We start from the raw sequence: 21,422 nt of genomic DNA on the forward strand, positions 1-21,422 counted from the left end.
TTGTTTTGATTTGCAAATAGGTAATCTAAATGTACCGTTTTTATACAGTGAGGATTTTTAATCACTTTCTGAGCGATTCATGCGGAATGGGGGCCTACCTTAATAGGCAATAAGAAAGAAGATTGCTTCAGGACTTGAGAAATACCAGAAGAATAAACCAGAAATTAACTGAGCCTAAAAGTCTAGTTCATGAAGTCTAACAAAAAGTGAGAGAGGAAAACTCAACTATTTGCAAGTTCACTTTATTAAAACTCGAAAGCTGAAAAATGAAGTGAAGCTATGGGCTATACAGAGGGAATTGATTGCGTGCATGTATAACGCCGCATGAGTGCAGCAAATGAGACTCACAAGAAGGGAGAGGAGTAAGCCGTTCTGAAGAGGAACATACGGAAAATGTGTGGTTAGCACAACTGTTTTTGTGAAAATTTTATTCTAGATATAGAAATGAAGCGTATTGAAAAATGAATAGTTAAGTGTATATAAAAGAGGGGTAGATAGTGAATTATACGTTAAGATACTCGGTTTTTTTTATGTTAGATTCACTCATTGTGTTAACTGCGATCTTTATTAGCTATTGGTTATTAAATGCTTCATACGATGCTTATTTGGATTCATTAATTATCGTAAGTTCATTGGCGCTGCTAATTAGTCACCACATTATGGCGTATTTCTTCCAGTTATACAATCGTATTTGGAGTGTAGCCTCTGTGAGAGAATTATTAGCGATAGGCTATGCGATTACTATTTCTGTTATTGTCGCAAGTGGAATTCAACTATTAGTCAAAGGTGATATTTATTTTCGCATTATGACAATCACGTGGCTATTGCATATTGTGTTAATTGGTGGCTCTCGGTTTTTATTACGCATTTTGCACGATCAAACGTTAATTAAAACACAAGACAATTTAAAACGAGTATTAGTCATTGGCGCTGGAGAAGCAGGCACAATGCTTGTGCGTAGTATGAAGCGAGATCCATCGACGGAATATAAAGTGGTTGCGATTGTCGATGATGATCCAAATAAACAAAAGTTGAAATTGATGGGGATTAAAGTATGCGGCATGACAAAAGATCTTTTACGGATTGTTGAAGATAAAAGAATTGATGAAATTTTTCTAGCCATCCCATCTCTTGGGAAATTTGGCATTCGGGACATCTATGAGCGCTGTTTAAGTACTCAAATCCCGATTAAAATTATGCCGAAAATTGAGGATGTTATGACAGGCAAAGTGTCAGTGAGTGATATGCAAGAGGTTAAAATTGAGGATTTACTTGGCCGAGAAGAAGTGAAACTTGATATGGTAGCTATCTTAAATCAATTAGCGAATAAGGTCATTCTTGTGACAGGTGCGGGTGGATCTATCGGTTCGGAAATTTGCAGGCAAGTAGCTCAATTTAAACCAAGCCGTGTGATTTTATTAGGTCATGGAGAAAATTCTATTTATACAATTTATACAGAGTTAGTGGAAAAGAAAGAACATACAGGCGTGGAATTTGTGCCAATTATTGCAGATATACAAGATCGAGAACGAATTTTTGAAGTAGTACAGCAGTTTCAACCAGATGTGATTTATCATGCTGCTGCACATAAACATGTACCGCTTATGGAATGTAATTCACTTGAGGCAGTAAAAAACAACATCTTTGGCACAAAAAATATGGCAGAAGCAGCACATACATGTGGTGTAGCCCACTTTGTGATGATTTCGACCGATAAGGCAGTAAACCCTCCGAATATAATGGGCGCAACAAAACGAATTGCGGAAATGATTATTCAAAATTTAGCAAGGCATAGTGATACGAATTTTGCTGCTGTCCGTTTTGGTAATGTACTCGGATCGCGTGGGAGTGTAGTGCCTAGATTTCAAGCGCAAATAGCAGCGGGTGGACCCGTAACTGTTACACATCCAGACATGACCCGCTACTTTATGACCATTCCAGAAGCATCCCGACTCGTACTGCAAGCAGGAACACTTGCACGAGGTGGCGAAGTGTTTGTGCTCGATATGGGTGAACCAATAAAAATAGTCGATTTAGCTAGAAATCTCATTCAATTATCTGGCTTTACAGAAGATGAAATTGGCATTGAATTTTCAGGCATACGCCCAGGTGAGAAGATGTATGAAGAACTACTCAATGCAGAAGAAATTCAAGAGGAATATATTTATCCGAAAATTCATGTAGGAAGAGCGCACTGTCCGGATGAAGACAAACTTATGACATTCCTTGAAGAGCTTGAAACCCTCGATTCGCTTGGAATAAAGCGAAGTGTTATAAACATGGCGAATGGTCAATGGGCAAATGGTGAAATATTGTTTCCTAAGACGATTGCTTGATTCTGATATAGAGATAAATTAGGGAAGATTATTAGGAGTGCTATAACAAAAATAAGGAGTGTAAAAGCCCTGTATATGATTGTAAAAAGGTGGATGGATATTGTAGTATCATTCATTGCATTCATTGTGTTATTGCCATTATTTTTAATTCTGATGACTATTATTAAAATTGACTCAAAGGGTCCAGTACTGTTTAAACAAAAAAGAGTAGGTATTCATAAAAAACATTTTAATATTTTAAAATTTCGCACAATGCAGGTTAACACTCCTAATGATATACCAACACATTTATTGGAAGAACCTGACCAATATTTAACAAGAACAGGTAAGCTTTTAAGAAAATTAAGCTTAGATGAATTACCACAAATTTGGAATATATTTGTTGGGCAAATGAGCATTATTGGACCAAGACCGGCGTTATGGAACCAGTATGACTTAATTGCTGAACGTGATAAATATGGTGCTAATGATGTGTTACCTGGATTAACAGGATGGGCTCAAGTAAACGGACGTGATGAATTGTCTATTGAAAGAAAGGCGGAGTTAGACGGCAAATACGTAAAGAACATTAGCCTTCGGATGGATATGAAATGTTTATTTTTCACAATAAAAAAAGTGGTTACTAGGGAGGGTGTAATGGAAGGACAAATAAAATCTGAAAACTAAAAACTTTAGAAAATAGTTTGATAGTAGAAGAATAGTTGATTAATAAATTTGGAGGCTACTCATGAGAATACTTGTTATTTGCCAATATTACTATCCAGAGCCATTTCGGATTTCAGATATATGTGAGGAACTTGTGAAAAATGGCTATGATGTAACTGTCATAACAGGTCTCCCAAATTATCCAGAGGGAAAAGTGCTGAGTGAATATCGTTATCGAAAAAAAAGGATCGAAATTATTAATGGTGTGAAAGTTGTTCGATGTTTTGAAATAGGTCGAGGAAGAAGAAAGTTCATGCTTTTCTTAAATTATTTTAGTTACGCACTATCTGCATCGATCAAGACATTATTTATGAAAGAAAAGTATGACGTTGTATTAGTCAATCAGCTTTCGCCTGTAATGATGGGCTTGCCTGCAATTATATATAAAAAGAAGCATAAAAAAAAGATATTACTCTACTGTCTTGATTTATGGCCAGCAAGCTTAACAGCAGGTGGAATAAATGAACATTCAGTTATTTATAAGCTATTTCACGCTATATCAAAGTGGATTTATCAATCTGCGGACTATGTTGCCGTTAGTTCAGTTATGTTTAGTGATTACCTAAAAAATACTTTAGGAATTAATCAAGAAACAATCTTTCATCTACCTCAGTATGCGGAAAGCTTATTTTTAGAAGAATCAGAAGTTAAACTAGACAACAAATTTAATTTTGTTTTTGCTGGGAATATTGGGGATATGCAAAGCGTTGACACAATAATAAGAACGGCGAATGAGCTACGTAATCATTTAAATATTATATTTCACATAGTTGGAGATGGCTCTAGATTAGAGGCATGTAAAGCGCTATGTAATGAATTGAATCTTCAGAATGTGTTTTTTTATGGGAGAAAACCTTTAAGTGAAATGCCGATGTATTACGGATTAGCAGATGCAATGTTAATTACATTAAAGGATGATCAAACGATTTCATCTACATTACCAGGAAAACTTCAATCTTATATGGCTGCAGGTAAGCCAATTATTGGCGCAATCAATGGTGAAGCTAAACAAGTCATTTACGAAGCACAATGTGGATTTTGTTGTGAGGCAGAAGACTATGAACAATTAGGTAAATTGATTTTAGCGTTTTGTAAAAGTAGTAAGAAAGAGCAAATGGCTAAAAATTCATATGACTATTATCGGAAGCACTTTAGTAAGGAAAAATTTATGTCGGTGTTAGAAGAAGCCCTAGTTAAAATGGAGGTCTGAAATGTTTCAGGATAAAGTGTTATTAATCACAGGTGGCACCGGTTCTTTCGGCAATGCTGTCATGGAAAGATTCTTAAATACGAATATAAAAGAAATTCGTATTTTTTCCCGAGATGAAAAGAAGCAGGACGATATGCGGAAAAAATATAATAATGATAAGCTGAAATTTTATCTTGGCGATGTACGGTATATTGATAGTTTAAAAAATGCGATGCATGATGTTGATTATATTTTTCATGCTGCTGCTTTAAAGCAAGTGCCTTCATGTGAATTTTTTCCTCTTGAAGCGGTCAAAACGAATGTATTAGGAACAGAAAATGTATTAAATGCTGCCATTGAATATCGGGTAAAAAAAGTGATCTGTTTGTCCACCGATAAAGCGGCTTACCCGATTAATGCAATGGGGATTTCAAAAGCGATGATGGAGAAGGTTTTTGTCGCCAAATCGAAGACGGTTTCTCCTGAAAAAACGCTCATATGTGGAACGAGATATGGCAATGTGATGGCATCAAGAGGATCGGTTATCCCTTTATTTATCGAACAAATTAAGAGTGGCAAACCTTTAACAATCACAAATCCACAAATGACAAGGTTTCTCATGAGTTTAGAGGAGGCGGTTGAGCTTGTATTATTTGCCTTCGAGCATGCCGAGGCAGGCGATATTATGGTGCAAAAATCACCTGCTAGTACGATTGGTGATTTAGCGCAAGCATTGAAAGAGCTTTTTAACGTGAACAATGAAATCAAAATCATTGGTACGCGACACGGTGAAAAACAATATGAAACACTACTTACAAGGGAAGAATTTATAGTATCAGAAGATTTAGGTGGATTTTTTAAAGTACCAGCTGACCAAAGAGACCTCAATTATAATAAATATTTTGCAGAAGGCAATCCAAAACTGACAACTGTAGAAGAATACAATTCGAATAATACAAAGCTATTAACAGTAGAAGAAATTAAAGAAACGTTGCTGCAATTAGACTATATTCAAGCAGAATTAAAAAAATGGAATCCACATTTTCATGTGATGAATTAAAGGATGGAGTGAGCAGATGAAAATTCTTGTAACAGGTGCAAAAGGATTTATCGGGAAAAACTTAATTGCAGCGTTACAAAATAGAGGATTTCATGACATTTTAGAATTTACAAAAGATAGCGATCCATTACTACTAGAAGAGTATGCAAAACAATGTGACTTTGTTTTCCATTTAGCAGGCGTTAATCGACCACATTATGAGCATGAATTTATAGAAGGAAATTATGAATTTACTGTTCGATTACTAGCATTACTAAAAAAGTATTGTAATCAGGCGCCCGTTCTGACTACTTCCTCTATCCAAGCAGAACGCGATAATCCATATGGAAAAAGTAAAAAGGCAATGGAAGACGCGCTATGGCTTCACGAAAAAGAAACAGGTGCAAAAGTATATATATATAGATTACCGAATGTATTTGGGAAGTGGAGTAAACCAAATTACAATTCTGTCGTAGCCACGTATTGCTATAACATTGCAAGAAACTTAAATATCGACATACACAACCCCGATACAGAGCTTACGCTTTGCTACATTGATGACATTTTAGAAGAGTTTTTACATGCACTAAATGGAACACCAACGATATCCCCCCCTTACTGTGTAGTACCTACAACCTATCAAATAACACTTAGTACATTAGCAAATGCAATAAAAAGCTTCAAAAGCAATAGAGACAATTTAAATATAGCCAATATGGATGACGCCTTAACGAAAAAGCTGTATAGCACGTACTTAAGCTTTTTGCCGGAAGACCAATTTGCGTATGATTTAAAGATGCACGTGGACGACAGAGGTTCGTTTACAGAATTTATTCGCACGCCTGATAGAGGGCAAGTGTCTATCAATATATCCAAACCAGGCATTACAAAAGGAAATCACTGGCATCATACGAAAAACGAGAAATTTTTAGTTGTAAGTGGTGAAGGACTGATTCGGTTTAGAAAGTTAGATAGCGATGAAATTATTGAATATCACGTAAGTGGAGAAAAATTACAAGTTGTCGACATTCCGATTGGCTATACACACGCTATTGTCAATATAGGAGATACAGACCTTGTGACGGTTATGTGGGTAAATGAGTGCTTTGATCCGAAAAATCCTGATACGTACAATATGGAGGTGTAAAAGTGGAGAAGTTAAAAGTGATGACGGTAGTAGGCACTAGACCTGAAATTATTCGATTATCTGCTGTGATCAATCGGTTAGAACAATCCAATGCCATTGAACATACGCTTGTGCATACAGGACAAAATTATGATTACGAATTAAATGAAGTATTTTTTAATGATTTTCATTTAAGGAAGCCAGATTATTTTTTGAATGCAGCGACGGGCACAGCGGCTGAAACGATTGGCAATATTTTAAGTAAGATTGATCCGATACTCGAAAAGGTAAGACCTCATACATTTTTAGTGTTAGGGGATACGAACAGTTGCTTGTGCGCGATTGCAGCAAAAAGAAGACATATTCCAATCTTCCATATGGAAGCAGGCAATCGCTGTTTCGATCAACGTGTACCGGAAGAAACGAACCGAAAAATTGTTGATCACATAGCGGATGTCAATTTAACATATAGTGATATTGCAAGAGAGTATTTACTGCGAGAAGGATTCCCAGCAGACCGCATTATTAAGACGGGAAGCCCGATGTTTGAAGTGCTTCATTCGAAAAAAGTAGATATTGAGAATTCAGATGTACTACAAAGACTAGGGCTTGAAGAAGGACAGTACTTTGTTGTTTCTGCACACCGAGAAGAAAACATCAATGCCGAAAGAAACTTTCTTGATTTAGTCGAAAGTTTAAATGCTGTAGCAACAAAATACCAGCTTCCCGTCATTGTTAGTACACATCCTAGGACACAAAAGATGATTGAAGCGGTCGGGGTTGAATTTAATCCGCTCATCAAAACAATGAAGCCACTAGGATTTAACGATTATATTAAGCTACAAATGAAAGCGAAAGCAGTGTTAAGTGATAGTGGCACAATTAGTGAGGAATCGTCTATTCTTGGATTTAAAGCACTCAATATTCGACAAGCCCATGAGCGGCCAGAAGCAATGGAAGAAGCATCAGTCATGATGGTTGGGCTAAAGAAAGAACGGATATTACTCGGATTAGAAATAGTAGAAACACAAGAAGTGGACACATTAAGGCTTGTGGAAGATTACCGGATGCCGAATGTGTCAGAAAAGGTATTAAGAATTATTTTATCGTATACGCATTATGTGAATCGGGTTGTATGGGGGATGTGATGTGTGAAGGTTTTACAAATAAATGCCGTTTGTGGGATAGGAAGCACTGGTAGAATAGCGACGAATATTCATCGTATTTTGACTGAAAAAGGACACAAAAGTTATATTGCATACGGAAGAGGCGTACCAAAAAACTGTGAAAGCTCCATCAGAATAGGAACGAAGTATGATAATTATTGGCATGTAGGCGTAACTAGGATATTTGATAAACATGGATTTGGTTCAGTAAAAGCAACAAAAGCATTTATTAAAATAGTGGAGGAAATGGATCCACATATTATTCATCTTCATAATATTCATGGGTATTTTATTAATATTGAACTATTATTTGATTATATAAAGAGAGCGAATAAAAAAGTGATTTGGACGCTACACGATTGTTGGGCTTTTACAGGGCACTGTTCTCATTTTGATTTTGTTGGTTGTAGTAAATGGAAATCAGGATGTAGTGAGTGTCCTGAAAAAAAAGAATATCCTAAGAGTCTATTTATAGATAATTCTCAAATGAACTATATAAAGAAAAAAGGGATTTTTACAGGGGTGAAGGATTTAACAATTATTACGCCTTCAAACTGGTTAGCGAATTTAGTGAAAGGCTCCTTTCTTAGTGAGTATCCTACGCAAGTAATTCATAACGGCATTGATTTGGACATTTTCAAACCGACAAAAGGAACATTTAGAGAAAAATATAATTTAGCAAACAAATTTATTATTTTAGGCGTAGCGAACGTTTGGAATCGAAAAAAAGGTTTAAATCAATTTATAGAACTTGCCAATTCTCTTGAGGAAGATGAGGTCATCGTTTTAGTTGGCTTAACGGAAAAGCAAGTGAAAGGGTTACCTAAAAAAATAATCGGTATAACGATAACGAATAATGCTAAACAATTAGCAGAAATTTATTCAACGGCTGATATTTTTATTAATCCTACGCTAGAGGATAATTTCCCAACAACAAATATTGAAGCATTAGCCTGTGGGACTCCTGTTTTTACATTTGATTCAGGTGGAAGTAGCGAGAGCATTGATGAAACATGTGGAGGCATAATCGACCCTAAAAATGTTGTTGGGCTACAAGACTGTTTAAAAAAATATCGAATGAATAAGAAGATAAATTCTTTACATTGCATCAGCCGAGCAAAGCAATATAATATGCTCAATCAATATAATGAATATTTAACACTCTATTGTGAATCCACAGAACGTATTATTTCTTTTTAGTGGGGCGTTAATGTGATGAAGAGGATTTTAGTAGTAGTGGATAATTTAAATAGTGGTGGGATCGCTTCCGTTGTTCTGAATATTTCCGAAGCAGTAAATAAGGAAAACTACATATTTGACTATATTGTTTATAAGCAGCCAAATCAGGAAGTATTACAACGAATAGAAAATAATAATGGGAAATATTTTATAGTGAAAAGAATTAGTGAAACATCTCCTTTGCAATATGTAAAAAAAATAAGAGCCATTATTCGGGAAAATGGTCCATATGATGCGATACATGCGCATACCTCTAGCTTTATATGGCTTGCCTGTTTAGCTGGGGAAAAAGAAAATATTCCTATAAGGATAGGGCATGCACATGGGAGTAAAAATGCGAAGCAATTTTTGTTTAGTGAAGCATTGTATGCTATTTTAAGATATTTTAATCGGAAATATTGTACAAAGATGATCAGTTGTGCAGACTTATCTGGCCAATATGTTTTTGGAAAAGGGTTCGAATTTATCCCTAATTTTATTGATCATACACAGTATTGTAAAATCGAGAAGGAACAATTAGACCAATTTACGTTACAACATCATATTCCTCGGGATGCACATACGTATTGTTTTATTGGTTATTTAGGTGGCGAAAAAAATCCTCTCTTTGCATTACAAGTATTTAAGCGAATAGTAAGTGAAAACCCACATTCATATTTGTTAATAGCAGGGGATGGACCCGAGTTCAATCAGATAATAGAGTTTATACAAAAAAATCAGCTAGAGAAAAATGTTAGAATGTTTGGAAATACAGATAAAGTCAAAGAAATTCTTCATTTATCACATATGCTGTTCATGCCCTCGTTTTCTGAAGGCATGTCCATGGCCATATTAGAGGCGCAAATTGCAGGTGTAAATTGTATTGTATCGAGTGGGGTACCTATTACAAATGATATTAAAGCGGGATTATTTCATCGGTGTTTAACATTCGATATTGAGGACTGGTATACAACGATTCAACAGGTTAAAAAAAATCCGACGGTAAGTGAATTTGACATTTTGAATGCTTTAGAAAATATAGGGTACGATCAACGAAATGTAGGACGTCAGTATGAAAGAATTTACGACCCTCTTCCCCTATAACATTTTCAAAATATCATTTCTTAGGAGATCTATATGGAAAAATTCTTATCAAATGACGTGTTACTGTTGAAAAAGAATATTGAGAAAAATGTCATTATAGGAATTAATGTATTATTCAATACGATTATTTTAGTCATCGCATTTTATATAGCGGATAATTCGTTTCAAAAATGGGTGTTTCCTTTTGCTCTATTGTCACTCATTCAATTGATTTTAAATATCGGTACGATTAAAAAATTCGAAGGAAAAATGTTTTCACTGACAATCCTGTTTCTTATCTTTTCTTTTATAACGCATCTAGGCATGGTCATCATATTTGGATTTAAAGTCGATATTGATTTGCCTTGGAATCCACTATCAACGATTACAACTAACATGTTTAAGGAGGCAAGCTTTTTTGCCCTTTGTAGCCATGTGTTTTTAACCTATGGCATGCTGATTATATTAGCTAAAAGGAAAAAATATACCTCTACGGTACTAGATGATAACAATTTTGAAAATACAACGAGTGTGCTTCATTTAACAAAAAGTATAGGCTTAATTCTATTTAGTATAGGGTTAGTACCTATGTTATATATTGATAGTTCAAAAGCTATTTTATATATAAACGGAAATTATTTAGATACTTTTCAAATTGGCGTGCCAAGTGTTGTTTATTTAATAGCTGGCTTCAGCGATATTGGCATCATGATGTTATTAATAGGAAATAAAAACAATAAACAAAAAGTATTTATCGTATTAATTTTTGCCACGATTTATAAAGGTATTTTAATGTTCACTGGTGGTAGAGGGGAACCTATATTATTTTTATTAACGTTGTATTTTATTTACTTCAATTTCATCCGAGTAAATAAAATGAAGGTTCATCAAGTGATTTTGAATGGCTGTTTAATCTATATAGTAGGATATGTACTCACGTTCATTAGTCAAATTCGCATGATGTCTATTAATAATATGGATACTTTCATCGAGCTTGCTAAAAAATCATTTATTGACTTTTCCCCATTTGCAGTAATTGCTGAATTTGGTAGTACAATCATAACTTTAGGGATAGCGATTGATTTTTTTTCATCAAATCAGGATTATCAATATGGTATAAATTATGTATTTGCTCTGTTGAATGCCTTCCCTAATATAGGCGGAGTGCTCGACTTTACGACGTTAAAAACGATCTATGTATACAATTTCCCTGGAAATATAAGAACATTTTTAGGAGGATCATATTTAGGGGAGGTATACTATAGTTTTGGCTATGTAGGTGCGGTTTTTGTCACTTTTATTGGAATGGCTATAGGTTATATTTCTGTGAAAATTGAGGAACTGTATGAAAGACAACAACTCATTCGATTGTCGATCGTCTTAATTTTATTTCCTAACATACTGTGGTGGACTAGAGCTTATTTTGTAGATATGGTAAGAGAATTTACATGGATATCGGCATTCATTATTATTTTAACGATCGTATTGAAGCGTAAAAATAGACGATAACTTCAAAGTGCTACTTTTTATAGAAAGTTTGTATAAAGTGTAAATGAAGATGAATTATGGCTCAACACCAAAATATGTTCTTGATTAAAAAGAGGAGCACTTTAAAAGCACATGGAGTGAAGGGCGGCGAGTGTAGCTGACGGCGTTCGCCCGTAACGGAATGTGCGGTCAATTACACGTTTTGGTGAAGAGTTTGAATTATATTTGAAAAGTAGGCATAAATCAGCTAACAATATGAATAAAATAGGCACATCTTCTTATGTTCACATTTTAATTTTAGGAGAGAAATGTAAATGGAAACTGTTTTAGTGAGCATTCATTGTGCTACTTTTAATCATGAAAAATACATTGCGGAGGCAATCAAAGGATTTCTAATGCAAAAAACCAATTTTAAATTTGAAATATTAATACATGATGATGCATCAACAGATAGAACAGCAGATATTATAAGGGAGTATGAGAAACAGCATCCAGACATCATTAAGCCTATTTATCAGACAGTGAATCAATATTCAGCAGGACAATCCATTAGTCGAATCAACTTGGAGAGAGCGCAAGGAAAATACATTGCAATCTGTGAAGGGGATGATTATTGGACCGATCCATATAAGTTACAAAAACAAGCAGATTATATGGAAAGCCACCCTGAATGCAGCTTATGTGTCCATGGCGGTTATGTCGTGAACGCATCGGATAAGACTTTTATCTCTAAAATTCGCGCGAATAAAGGCAATAAGGTGTTTCATACGGAAGAGGTAATCGAGGGAGGCGGTGCTCTTTTCGTTACTAATTCTATGTTTTATCCTTTAGAATATGCGAATAATAGACCCGATTTTTTCAAAATAGCCCCTGTTGGAGATTATCCTTTAACTATCAATCTATCTTTATTAGGTACGGTGTATTATATGGATGAATTTATGTCTGCATATCGAACGGGTGTTAGTCATTCATGGACCGATAGAAATGCTTCTTCCATTAGTAAGAAAGTAGAACACTATAGTAAAATAGCTGCTATGTTAGATGAGGTGAATAAATATACAGTTGGTCAATTTGAAAAGGCGATAGAGCGACGAAAATATTATGATCAGTTACTTCTTTTGGTAGAACAAAGAAAATATAAGGAGGCTAGGTCAGGGGAAAACAAAGAATTTTACGTAGCTTTAAATTATAAAAGAAGAATGGTGATCTTTTTTGATCAGTATTGCCCAATCATTTTAAAGTTTGCAAGGATGGCAAAGAGGAGCTGGGGGAAGTGGGCAATGAGATAATCAAAACAAAAATCATCACTTCTTTGTTGTGGAAGCTAACCGAGAGAGTCGGAACGCAAGGAATTCAATTTATTGTCATGATTATATTAGCCCGATTTCTTTTACCAGAGGACTTTGGATTAATCGTCGTAGTGACCATATTTATAACGATTGCGGGTGTCATTGCGCAATCTGGTTTTAATACGGCACTTATACAAGCGAAGAAAATTGATAAAATAGATCTTTCATCCGTCTTTTATTTTAATTTATTAATAGCAGCTATATTATATTTCACACTCTTTATCCTCTCACCTGTTATAGCCCTCTTTTTTCAAGAGCCTCAATTAATACTCATTTTAAGAATTCTTTCAATCTCATTATTTTTTAGTGCGCTTAACTCGATACAACAAACAATTATTGCTCGAAACATGCAGTTTAAAAAACTTTTTGTTAGTAGTTTAAGCGGAGTAATCATAGCTGGTTTAATCGGAATAATAATGGCGTATTCCCATTTTGGGATTTGGTCTTTAGTACTGCAACAATTAGTATTTCAATTCATGGTTACAGTGACACTATGGTACACAGTGAAATGGCGACCGCAATTCTGTTTTTCGATCGAACGGCTAGGACGTTTATTTTCATTTGGTTGGAAGTTACTGTTATCTGCTTTAATCGATACAATCTATTCGAACATAAAAAGTTTGCTCATAGGAAAACTGTTTAGTCCTACGATTCTAGGCTTTTATAATCGAGGAGAGCAGTTTCCAAGTGTCCTAATCAATAATATAAATGGCTCTATACTATCGGTCATGTTTCCAGTGTTATCTTCACAACAAGATAATGTCACAAGAATGAAAGAAATGATGAGAAGAGCCATTGTTACCAGTTCTTTTATTGTCTTTCCGATGATGGTGGGATTAGCAGTTATTGCAGAACCGCTCGTAAAGGTTTTATTAACAGAAAAATGGCTTCCAGCGGCTCCGTTTCTCCAACTCTTTTGTGCCATCTATGCTTTATGGCCAATTCATACAGCGAATTTACAAGCAATCAATGCGCTCGGGCGTAGTGATATTTTTTTGAAATTAGAAATCATCAAAAAATTGCTTGGGATCTTCATATTAATCATCAGTGTACCGTATGGTGTTTATGCGATGGCAATGGGAGGGGTTGTAGGTGGCATTATTTCTTCATTTTTAAATGCGTATCCTAATATTATTTTACTTAATTATAGTATGAAGGAGCAGTTGAGCGATATATACCCGTCCTTCCTCATTTCATCCATAATGGGGGGGATTATATATACTATTAAGTGGATTAATTTTTCAGATATAGCAACTGTTGTTATACAAGTCGTTTTTGGTGTCATTTTATACATTGGGCTAGCAAAATTATTTCGATTGGAAAGCTATCGTTATTTGTTGTTGACTATGAAAGAACTTTTTACAAGAAATAAGCAAACAGCAGTAAAAGAAATTTATGAATAATTCATGGCATCTATTATAAAAAAATAACGATGAGATTATTTGTGAGGTGTATAAAGATGAAAAAACTATTGATGCTAGGTGGCTCACCCTCACAGGTTGTAGCGATCAAGAAAGCGAAAGAGATGGGATACTATGTAATAACTTGCGATTATTTGGAACATAATCCGGGACATCAGTTTGCGGATGAATATTATAATGTCAGCACCATCGATAAGGAAGCTGTATTCACGTTAGCCAAATCATTAAATATTGATGGAGTGCTTTGTTATGCAGCGGATTCGGGTGCTCCTACAGCTGCCTATGTAGCAGAAAAGTTAGGATTACCTTCTTTTCCTTATAGATCGGTAGAAATTTTATCGAATAAGGATATGTTTAGATCCTTTTTGAAGAAAAATAATTTTAATGTACCACAAGCAAAGGGATATACAACGCTAGAAGAGGCCAAAGCCGACTTTCATACTTTTACGATGCCCGCAATGATTAAACCTGTTGATTCTTCGGGGAGTAGGGGGGTATCACTCGTTGAATCCGTCGAACTGCTAGAGGAGAAAGTAGAAGCAGCATTATATTTTTCCAGAGCAAAACGTTTTATTATGGAGGAATATATTAATAAGCAAGGGTATCAAATTGGCGGTGACTGTTTTGTAGTCAATGGCAAGCTCGTATTTACTAGGCTAGTCAATAATCACTTTGAAGCTAATTTGATGCATTCATTTCTTCCGATAGGGGAAAGTTGGCCGTGTATTTTACCTACACATGTACAACATAAAATTACTTGTGAACTACAAAGATTAATCGATTTGTTAAATATGGAGACAGGACCATTAATTTTTGAGGCGCAAATGGATACGAAGGGGCGTATTTATTTTATTGATATAGGAGTTCGAAATAACGGTGATTTAACGCAAGCAATCAAACAAATTGATGGGGTCAATTTAGTTGAATATACAATTAAAGCAGCAGTAGGTGAAGATTGCAGTAATTTAGGAGAGGATGAACCAGGGGGATACTGGGGTGTTTATACAATTGTAAATGAGCAGGCAGGGGGATTCAAAAAAATCCAAATCGAACAGGACGTTAGCAGTAATAATTTAGTGAAGTCTAACATCATCAACATCCCTTTAGGCTATAAAATAGATAAAAACGCAACTCTCGGCACGCTACTGCTGACATTTTCTTCAATGGCTGAAATGTTAGAGAAGATGGATAATATGAAAAGTTTAGTACGAGTAGATATTGAAGCAAGTAATATAGTAAATGGTGCTTAAATTTTTAGTTTTGAAATGTTTTAACGGGATAAATGAGGTGTAAAGGTGAAAAAATTATTAATGCTCGGTGGTTCACATTTGCAAATACCCGCGATTAAAAAAGCTAGAGAAATGGGCCATTATGTGATTACGTGTGACTATTTAGAAGAGAATCCAGGTCATCAATATGCACACGAATACTACAATGTGAGTACGACAGATCGAGAAGCTGTTCTACAATTAGCAAAGAAATTGAATGTGGATGGAATCGTTTGCTATGTGGCAGATTCTGGGGCGGCAACAGTAGCTTATGTTGCTGAAAAACTAGGGCTGCCATCTTATTCATCAAAAGCTGTTCATATTCTGACAAATAAAGATCGATTTAGACAATTCCAATTAGAAAATGGCTTTCATATTCCTCGGGCTAAAGGATATCGTTCATATGAAGAAGCGAAAATGGATTTTCATCATTTTAAAATGCCTGTCATGATAAAACCTGTAGATGCATCAGGCAGTAAAGGAATATCGAAAATCGATAATATCGAACTGCTTCAAGAAAAAGTACGAAATGCTTTACATCATTCAAGAGCAAAACGTTTTATCATTGAGGAATATATTGAGAATTATGGACCGCATGTGGGCGGAGATGGTTTTTGTGTGGATGGAAAGCTTGTTTTTCGCTGTTTCTCAAATGAATATTTTTCAACAGACCGATTAAACCCATTCGTTTCTATATTAGCAACATGGCCATATATTATGCCAGAGCATATCCAAACAAAAATACATGATGAAATACAAAGAGTAGTGAATTTACTTAATATGCAAACAGGGGCATTAAATTTCGATATTCGGGTTGATGATGAGGAAAACGTATATATTATTGAGATTGCCCCAAGAAATGGCGGTGAATGGAACCCGCATGCAATCAAGTATGCAACAGGTATCGACTTGATCGAATATACGATTAAAGCGGCCCTTGGTGAAGATTGCAGTGGTTTAACAATGGCTGCGCCACAAGGCTATTGGGCTAGTTATGTGTTGAATAGTGCGCAAACAGGTATTTTTAAAGGTGTTGAAATAGATGAAGAGTTTCAAAAACATAATATGGTGGAATTCGAATTAGTAGTAAATACGGGAGACGAAATATATGCACTCTCTGGATCACATGAAAAAGTCGGAATCATGATTTTACAATTTGCTTCAATGGCTGAAATGACGAATAAAATGAAGAATATCGACCATTTAATTAAGGTTATAGTGGAAGATTCGTCTCTAGCGAATGTCACAAAGCGTTAATGAATATAGCTTTTAACAAGTAGATGTTCGTAACAATCGTGGATTTTAAGGTGTATTAGAGGTGATTCAGTGAATGAAATCGGAGGATATTTCGGTTTAGAAAAATTAGTAAGTAACGAGTATCACAAAGGATTAATTCGTTTAAATACTGCAACAAATGCAGTAGTTTATTTACTTCAGGCAAAAGGCATAAGAAAGGTCTATATGCCTTATTATTTATGTTATGCAGTAAGCCATAAACTAGTTACAAATGGGTATGAAGTAGAATACTATAGCATCCATCCAGACTTTAGTCCAATGATTAGCCATGTGATGGATGAAGATGAGATTATTTATATCGTGAATTATTTCGGACAATTGACAAATGAGAAAATCTCTAGTTTAAAAGAAAAATATAAGCAAATTATAGTAGATAATACGCATGCTTTTTTTCAAAAGCCATTGTATGGGGTAGATACGATTTATTCATGTAGAAAATTTTTTGGCGTATCCGACGGGGCGTATGTATCGACAACGAATCCATTACATGAAGAATTAGCATTAGATGTGTCAAAAGATCGAATGGCACATGTTTTAGGGCGTTTTGAAGGGCAAGCTGCTCATTTTTATGCTAATTTCCAAGAAGTAGATCAAATGCTTCATAGTGAACCTTTAAAATGGATGTCTAGGCTCACTACTAATTTACTTGGTGCGATTGATTATGACAATGTACGTCAAATTCGAAATACTAATTATGCCTTTTTAGAACATGAATTTAAAGAAAAAAATCGTTTACAATTGGTAACGTCGGATGGTGCTTTTGCCTATCCATTGTATATAGAAAACGGGATTGAAATAAGAAAAAACTTAGCAAAAAAGAAGCTATATATTCCAACGCTGTGGCCCAATGTGTTAGAAAATACAGTAGAGGAAAGCATCGAGTACCGCTACGCCGCCAATATTTTAGCCTTACCATGTGATCAGCGTTATGGAATAAAAGAGATGGAATACATTTCAAACCTAATCAATGAGGTGATCAGTTGAACCGTGCTATACAAGTAACACGTTCATCCATGCCCAATTTGGTAGATTATATAGAAGAAATTAAAGAGTTATGGGATAGTCGATGGTTAACTAATGCCGGTATTAAACATAATCAATTAGAAAATACATTGAAACAGTATTTAAAGACACCGAATATTTCCTTATTTTCTAACGGTCATCTAGCATTGGAATATGCGATAGAAGCATTCCAGCTCACTGGGGAAGTAATTACAACGCCCTTTACATTTGCATCTACAGTGCATGCGATTGTCAGAAAAGGATTAACACCCGTTTTTTGTGATATTAATGCTGAGGACTATACAATCCAAACGGACCATCTAGAAAGGCTTATAACAGAAAAGACGACCGCTATTATTCCAGTGCATGTTTACGGTAATATTTGTAACTTTAGAGAAATTGAGCGAATTGCTAAAAAGTATAATCTGAAAGTCATTTACGATGCGGCCCATGCTTTTGGCATTACAGTCGATGGAGAAAGTGTTGCTAATTTTGGTGATGCATCGATGTTTAGTTTCCATGCGACTAAAGTGTTTCATACAGTGGAAGGTGGCGCCTTAACATATGGAAATACGGATTTAGTGCCATACTTAAATGCACTTAAAAATTTTGGTATTACAGGACCAGAGCATGTGGAGTATGTGGGTGGTAATGCAAAAATGAATGAGTTTCAGGCAGCGATGGGTCTTTGTAATCTGCGCTATATAGATGATGAAATAACGAGTAGAAAAATTATATACGAACGGTATGTGGAGCAGCTATATGATGTAGAGGGGATTAAGTTATCGCTCCCTTCTCCGAACTTGAAAAGTAATTACGCCTATTTCCCAGTCCTATTTGATCATCATTCCCTCACACGAGATGCAGTACATGATGTACTTTTACAACAAAACATTTATACGCGAAAATATTTTTATCCCCTTATCAATGATTTCTCTTGTTACCAAGGAAAATTCACACCAACGTGCACGCCAGTCGCCCAAAAAATTGCAGAAAAAATCCTCACACTTCCCTTATATGCACACTTACATTTAGATGATGTAGATCGAATATGTCGAATTATTAAATCTAAGTTAGTATTAACATAAAGGTGTATCTTAACTTTTCATATGAGTTGGAGGAGAAAATTTGAAGTTAGTACTGATGCAACCGTACTTTTTCCCTTATATTGGTTATTTCCAGTTGATGCATTTGTGTGACGAATTTATAGTTTTTGATACAGTGCAGTATATAAAAAAAGGCTGGATTAATCGAAATAGAATTCTTCATCCAACGGGGCACGCCACCTATATAAATGTACCTATCCAAAAATTTCATACTCATACGTTAATAAAAGATATTTTAATTGATTACAAAGCAGATTGGCAAAAATCGATCATCCAGCGATTGCACCACTATTATAAAAATGCACCATACAAAGAAAAAGTGATAGCTTTTGTGGAAGATTGCTTTACGGAAGAGTTTACAAGTTTAAGTGAGTTAAACACCCATTTACTCAAGAAGACTTGTGATTATTTAAATATAAAGTGTCGCATAACGACATTATCAAAAGCTGACTTTGAATTTCAACATGCAACAGCCCCTGATGAATGGGGACTTAATATATGTAAGGCCTTGGGTGCAAAAACATATATAAATGCACCGGGAGGCATTTTATTTTTTGACCAGAACAAATACGCGAAGCAAAATATTGATATAAAATTTATTCAACCTATTTTAAAGCCATATGTTCAGCGTGATGGGAATTTTGTACCTGGATTATCAATTCTCGATGTCATGATGTTTAATAGTGTTGATGACATACAAGGCATGTTGGAAAGGTATGAGGAAATTCAATCCTTATTTACGAGGTGAATGGTAGTTGAAGGGAATTGTATTAGCGGGCGGTTCAGGGACTCGGTTGTATCCTTTAACGAAATCGATTTCAAAGCAAATGTTGCCTATTTATGATAAACCGATGATCTATTATCCGCTATCTGTTTTGATGTTAGCAGGTATAACAGAAGTGTTAATAATTTCTACCCCTCGTGATATTGGGGGATTTAAAGAACTGTTAGGAGATGGTAGTAGCCTGGGGATGCATTTTGAATATGCAATCCAAGAAAATCCGAATGGTCTAGCGGAAGCATTTATTATTGGAGAGCACTTTATCGGCAACGACTCTGTCGCATTAGTTTTAGGAGATAATATTTTTTACGGTTCGAACTGGAGTGAGTTATTAAAAGAAGCAGCTTCTTTAACGACGGGTAGTATTATTTTAGGGTGTTATGTCAATGATCCTCGTGCTTACGGAGTAGTCGAAGTCGATGAACAACATAATGCGATTTCTATAGAAGAAAAACCGGAAAAGCCGAAATCTTCCTATGCGATTCCGGGTTTATATTTTTTTGATCATAAAGTTGTGGAAGTGGCAAAAAATGTAGAACCTTCAGCACGTGGGGAGTTGGAAATTACTTCCGTTCTAGAGCAATATATGCAGAAGGATGAATTAACTGTAATACTGACAGGGCGCGGGTTAGCGTGGTTAGATACAGGTACACATGAATCATTATTAGAAGCGTCTAATTTTGTTGAAGCAATTCAAAAGCGCCAAGGTTTGTATATTGCCTGTATTGAGGAAATTGCGTACAGAAAGGGCTACATTACAAAGCAGCAGCTTGTAAAACTCGCTGCACCCCTTATGAAAACAGATTATGGGAACTATTTAATGGACATTGCACGAACTGTCGACACAGTATTTTAAAAGGTGGCAAAGTGAAATGAAAAGCCTATTAGTAACGGGGGGAGCTGGATTTATTGGTGGCAACTTTATTCACTATGTATTAAAACACTACCCTCACTATAAAATTTATAATGTAGATGCGTTAACTTATGCAGGAGATGTAACGAAGCATCATCACATCGAACACAATCCTCATTATACTTTCATACAAGCTAATATTATTGATTATGAAACGATCCTCTCTCTCTTTCAACAATACCGATTCGATTATGTTATCCATTTTGCAGCAGAAAGTCATGTAGATCGTTCTATACAAGACCCTAGTATATTTGTAAAAACGAATGTTGTCGGGACACAAAATTTGCTAGAAGCAGCAAGACAAGTAGGGGTCTTAAAATTTATTCATGTTTCAACCGATGAAGTTTATGGAGAGTTAGATTTTGACCGAACGCTCTTTTTTACAGAAGAGACACCATTACAGCCGAATAGCCCTTATAGTGCAAGTAAGGCAGCATCGGACTTATTGGTACGTGCATATTACGAGACGTATGAACTACCGGTGAATATTACAAGATGTTCAAATAATTATGGACCGTATCAATATCCAGAGAAATTAATTCCTTTAACGATTTCACGGGTGCTCAAAGATGACAAAGTACCGATTTATGGGGATGGGCAAAATATTCGTGATTGGCTACATGTATATGATCATTGCAAGGCACTGGATATAGTGATGCATAAAGGGGTTACTGGTGAGGTTTACAATATTGGTGGGCATAATGAGCGAACGAATTTACAAGTCGTTCAGCGTATTATTGATACTTTAGGCAAGTCACAGCAATTAATTACGTTTGTTCCTGATCGGTTAGGGCATGACAAACGTTATGCAATTGACCCAGCAAAGTTAGAACGTTTAGGGTGGAAGCCGACATATTCATTTGACACAGGAATTGTGCAAACGATTGAGTGGTATATGGAAAATAACTGGTTACAACAAATGAGCAATTGATTGAA

General features: G+C 35.4%; 18 protein-coding genes. All 18 read left to right on the top strand.

Annotated elements, in window-relative coordinates; genetic code table 11:
* Positions 1 to 497: 497 nt before the first annotated feature.
* The 18 genes from AAGS61_RS01405 (at position 498) to rfbB (ending at position 21,417) form a co-directional block, all read left to right on the top strand.
* Positions 498 to 2,336: a polysaccharide biosynthesis protein gene (locus AAGS61_RS01405; RefSeq protein WP_391366544.1), complete on the top strand. Its 1,839-nt coding sequence runs from the start codon at positions 498 to 500 to the stop codon at positions 2,334 to 2,336.
* A 69-nt stretch (positions 2,337 to 2,405) separates the two neighbouring features.
* Positions 2,406 to 3,002, top strand: a complete 597-nt coding sequence (locus AAGS61_RS01410) for a sugar transferase (RefSeq protein ID WP_391367294.1) — start codon at positions 2,406 to 2,408, stop codon at positions 3,000 to 3,002.
* A gap of 61 nt (positions 3,003 to 3,063) precedes the next feature.
* Positions 3,064 to 4,251, top strand: coding sequence for a glycosyltransferase family 4 protein (locus AAGS61_RS01415; protein ID WP_391366545.1), 1,188 nt, complete (start codon positions 3,064 to 3,066; stop codon positions 4,249 to 4,251).
* 1 nt (position 4,252) lies between these two features.
* Complete coding sequence (locus tag AAGS61_RS01420; RefSeq protein ID WP_391366547.1) at positions 4,253 to 5,290, top strand: polysaccharide biosynthesis protein; 1,038 nt, start codon at positions 4,253 to 4,255, stop codon at positions 5,288 to 5,290.
* Positions 5,291 to 5,306: 16 nt separating this feature from the next.
* On the top strand, positions 5,307 to 6,416 hold the full coding sequence (locus AAGS61_RS01425) for a capsular polysaccharide biosynthesis protein CapF (protein WP_391366549.1): 1,110 nt from the start codon (positions 5,307 to 5,309) through the stop codon (positions 6,414 to 6,416).
* 2 nt (positions 6,417 to 6,418) lie between these two features.
* The gene (gene wecB, locus AAGS61_RS01430) at positions 6,419 to 7,543 is read left to right on the top strand and encodes a non-hydrolyzing UDP-N-acetylglucosamine 2-epimerase (RefSeq protein ID WP_391366551.1); all 1,125 of its coding nucleotides are present in this window, start codon (positions 6,419 to 6,421) and stop codon (positions 7,541 to 7,543) included.
* Positions 7,544 to 7,546: 3 nt separating this feature from the next.
* Positions 7,547 to 8,761: a glycosyltransferase gene (locus AAGS61_RS01435; RefSeq protein ID WP_391366553.1), complete on the top strand. Its 1,215-nt coding sequence runs from the start codon at positions 7,547 to 7,549 to the stop codon at positions 8,759 to 8,761.
* A 15-nt stretch (positions 8,762 to 8,776) separates the two neighbouring features.
* Complete coding sequence (locus tag AAGS61_RS01440; RefSeq protein WP_391366555.1) at positions 8,777 to 9,883, top strand: glycosyltransferase; 1,107 nt, start codon at positions 8,777 to 8,779, stop codon at positions 9,881 to 9,883.
* Between the two features lie 33 nt (positions 9,884 to 9,916).
* On the top strand, positions 9,917 to 11,371 hold the full coding sequence (gene wzy, locus AAGS61_RS01445) for an O-antigen polysaccharide polymerase Wzy (RefSeq protein ID WP_391366557.1): 1,455 nt from the start codon (positions 9,917 to 9,919) through the stop codon (positions 11,369 to 11,371).
* A 293-nt stretch (positions 11,372 to 11,664) separates the two neighbouring features.
* Positions 11,665 to 12,639, top strand: a complete 975-nt coding sequence (locus AAGS61_RS01450; protein WP_391366559.1) for a glycosyltransferase family 2 protein — start codon at positions 11,665 to 11,667, stop codon at positions 12,637 to 12,639.
* The gene (locus AAGS61_RS01455) at positions 12,624 to 14,102 is read left to right on the top strand and encodes a lipopolysaccharide biosynthesis protein (protein WP_391366561.1); all 1,479 of its coding nucleotides are present in this window, start codon (positions 12,624 to 12,626) and stop codon (positions 14,100 to 14,102) included. The genes AAGS61_RS01450 and AAGS61_RS01455 overlap by 16 nt, the downstream gene beginning before the upstream one ends.
* Before the next feature lie 56 nt (positions 14,103 to 14,158).
* Positions 14,159 to 15,370, top strand: a complete 1,212-nt coding sequence (locus tag AAGS61_RS01460; protein ID WP_391366563.1) for an ATP-grasp domain-containing protein — start codon at positions 14,159 to 14,161, stop codon at positions 15,368 to 15,370.
* 45 nt (positions 15,371 to 15,415) lie between these two features.
* Positions 15,416 to 16,645, top strand: a complete 1,230-nt coding sequence (locus tag AAGS61_RS01465; RefSeq protein ID WP_391366565.1) for an ATP-grasp domain-containing protein — start codon at positions 15,416 to 15,418, stop codon at positions 16,643 to 16,645.
* A gap of 69 nt (positions 16,646 to 16,714) precedes the next feature.
* On the top strand, positions 16,715 to 17,668 hold the full coding sequence (locus AAGS61_RS01470; protein ID WP_391366567.1) for a hypothetical protein: 954 nt from the start codon (positions 16,715 to 16,717) through the stop codon (positions 17,666 to 17,668).
* The gene (locus tag AAGS61_RS01475) at positions 17,665 to 18,774 is read left to right on the top strand and encodes a DegT/DnrJ/EryC1/StrS family aminotransferase (RefSeq protein ID WP_391366569.1); all 1,110 of its coding nucleotides are present in this window, start codon (positions 17,665 to 17,667) and stop codon (positions 18,772 to 18,774) included. The genes AAGS61_RS01470 and AAGS61_RS01475 overlap by 4 nt, the downstream gene beginning before the upstream one ends.
* A gap of 40 nt (positions 18,775 to 18,814) precedes the next feature.
* Positions 18,815 to 19,540 carry a WbqC family protein gene (locus AAGS61_RS01480; protein ID WP_391366571.1) on the top strand — a complete coding sequence of 242 codons (726 nt, stop codon included), beginning with the start codon at positions 18,815 to 18,817 and terminating at the stop codon, positions 19,538 to 19,540.
* Positions 19,541 to 19,547: 7 nt separating this feature from the next.
* Entirely contained in the window at positions 19,548 to 20,429 is an 882-nt protein-coding gene (gene rfbA, locus AAGS61_RS01485; RefSeq protein ID WP_391366572.1) for a glucose-1-phosphate thymidylyltransferase RfbA, read from the top strand.
* A gap of 16 nt (positions 20,430 to 20,445) precedes the next feature.
* The gene (rfbB, locus tag AAGS61_RS01490; RefSeq protein WP_391366574.1) at positions 20,446 to 21,417 is read left to right on the top strand and encodes a dTDP-glucose 4,6-dehydratase; all 972 of its coding nucleotides are present in this window, start codon (positions 20,446 to 20,448) and stop codon (positions 21,415 to 21,417) included.
* Positions 21,418 to 21,422: the final 5 nt, after the last annotated feature.

Source organism: Lysinibacillus sp. KU-BSD001 (genome assembly GCF_042920265.1).
Lineage (GTDB): Bacteria > Bacillota > Bacilli > Bacillales_A > Planococcaceae > Lysinibacillus_B.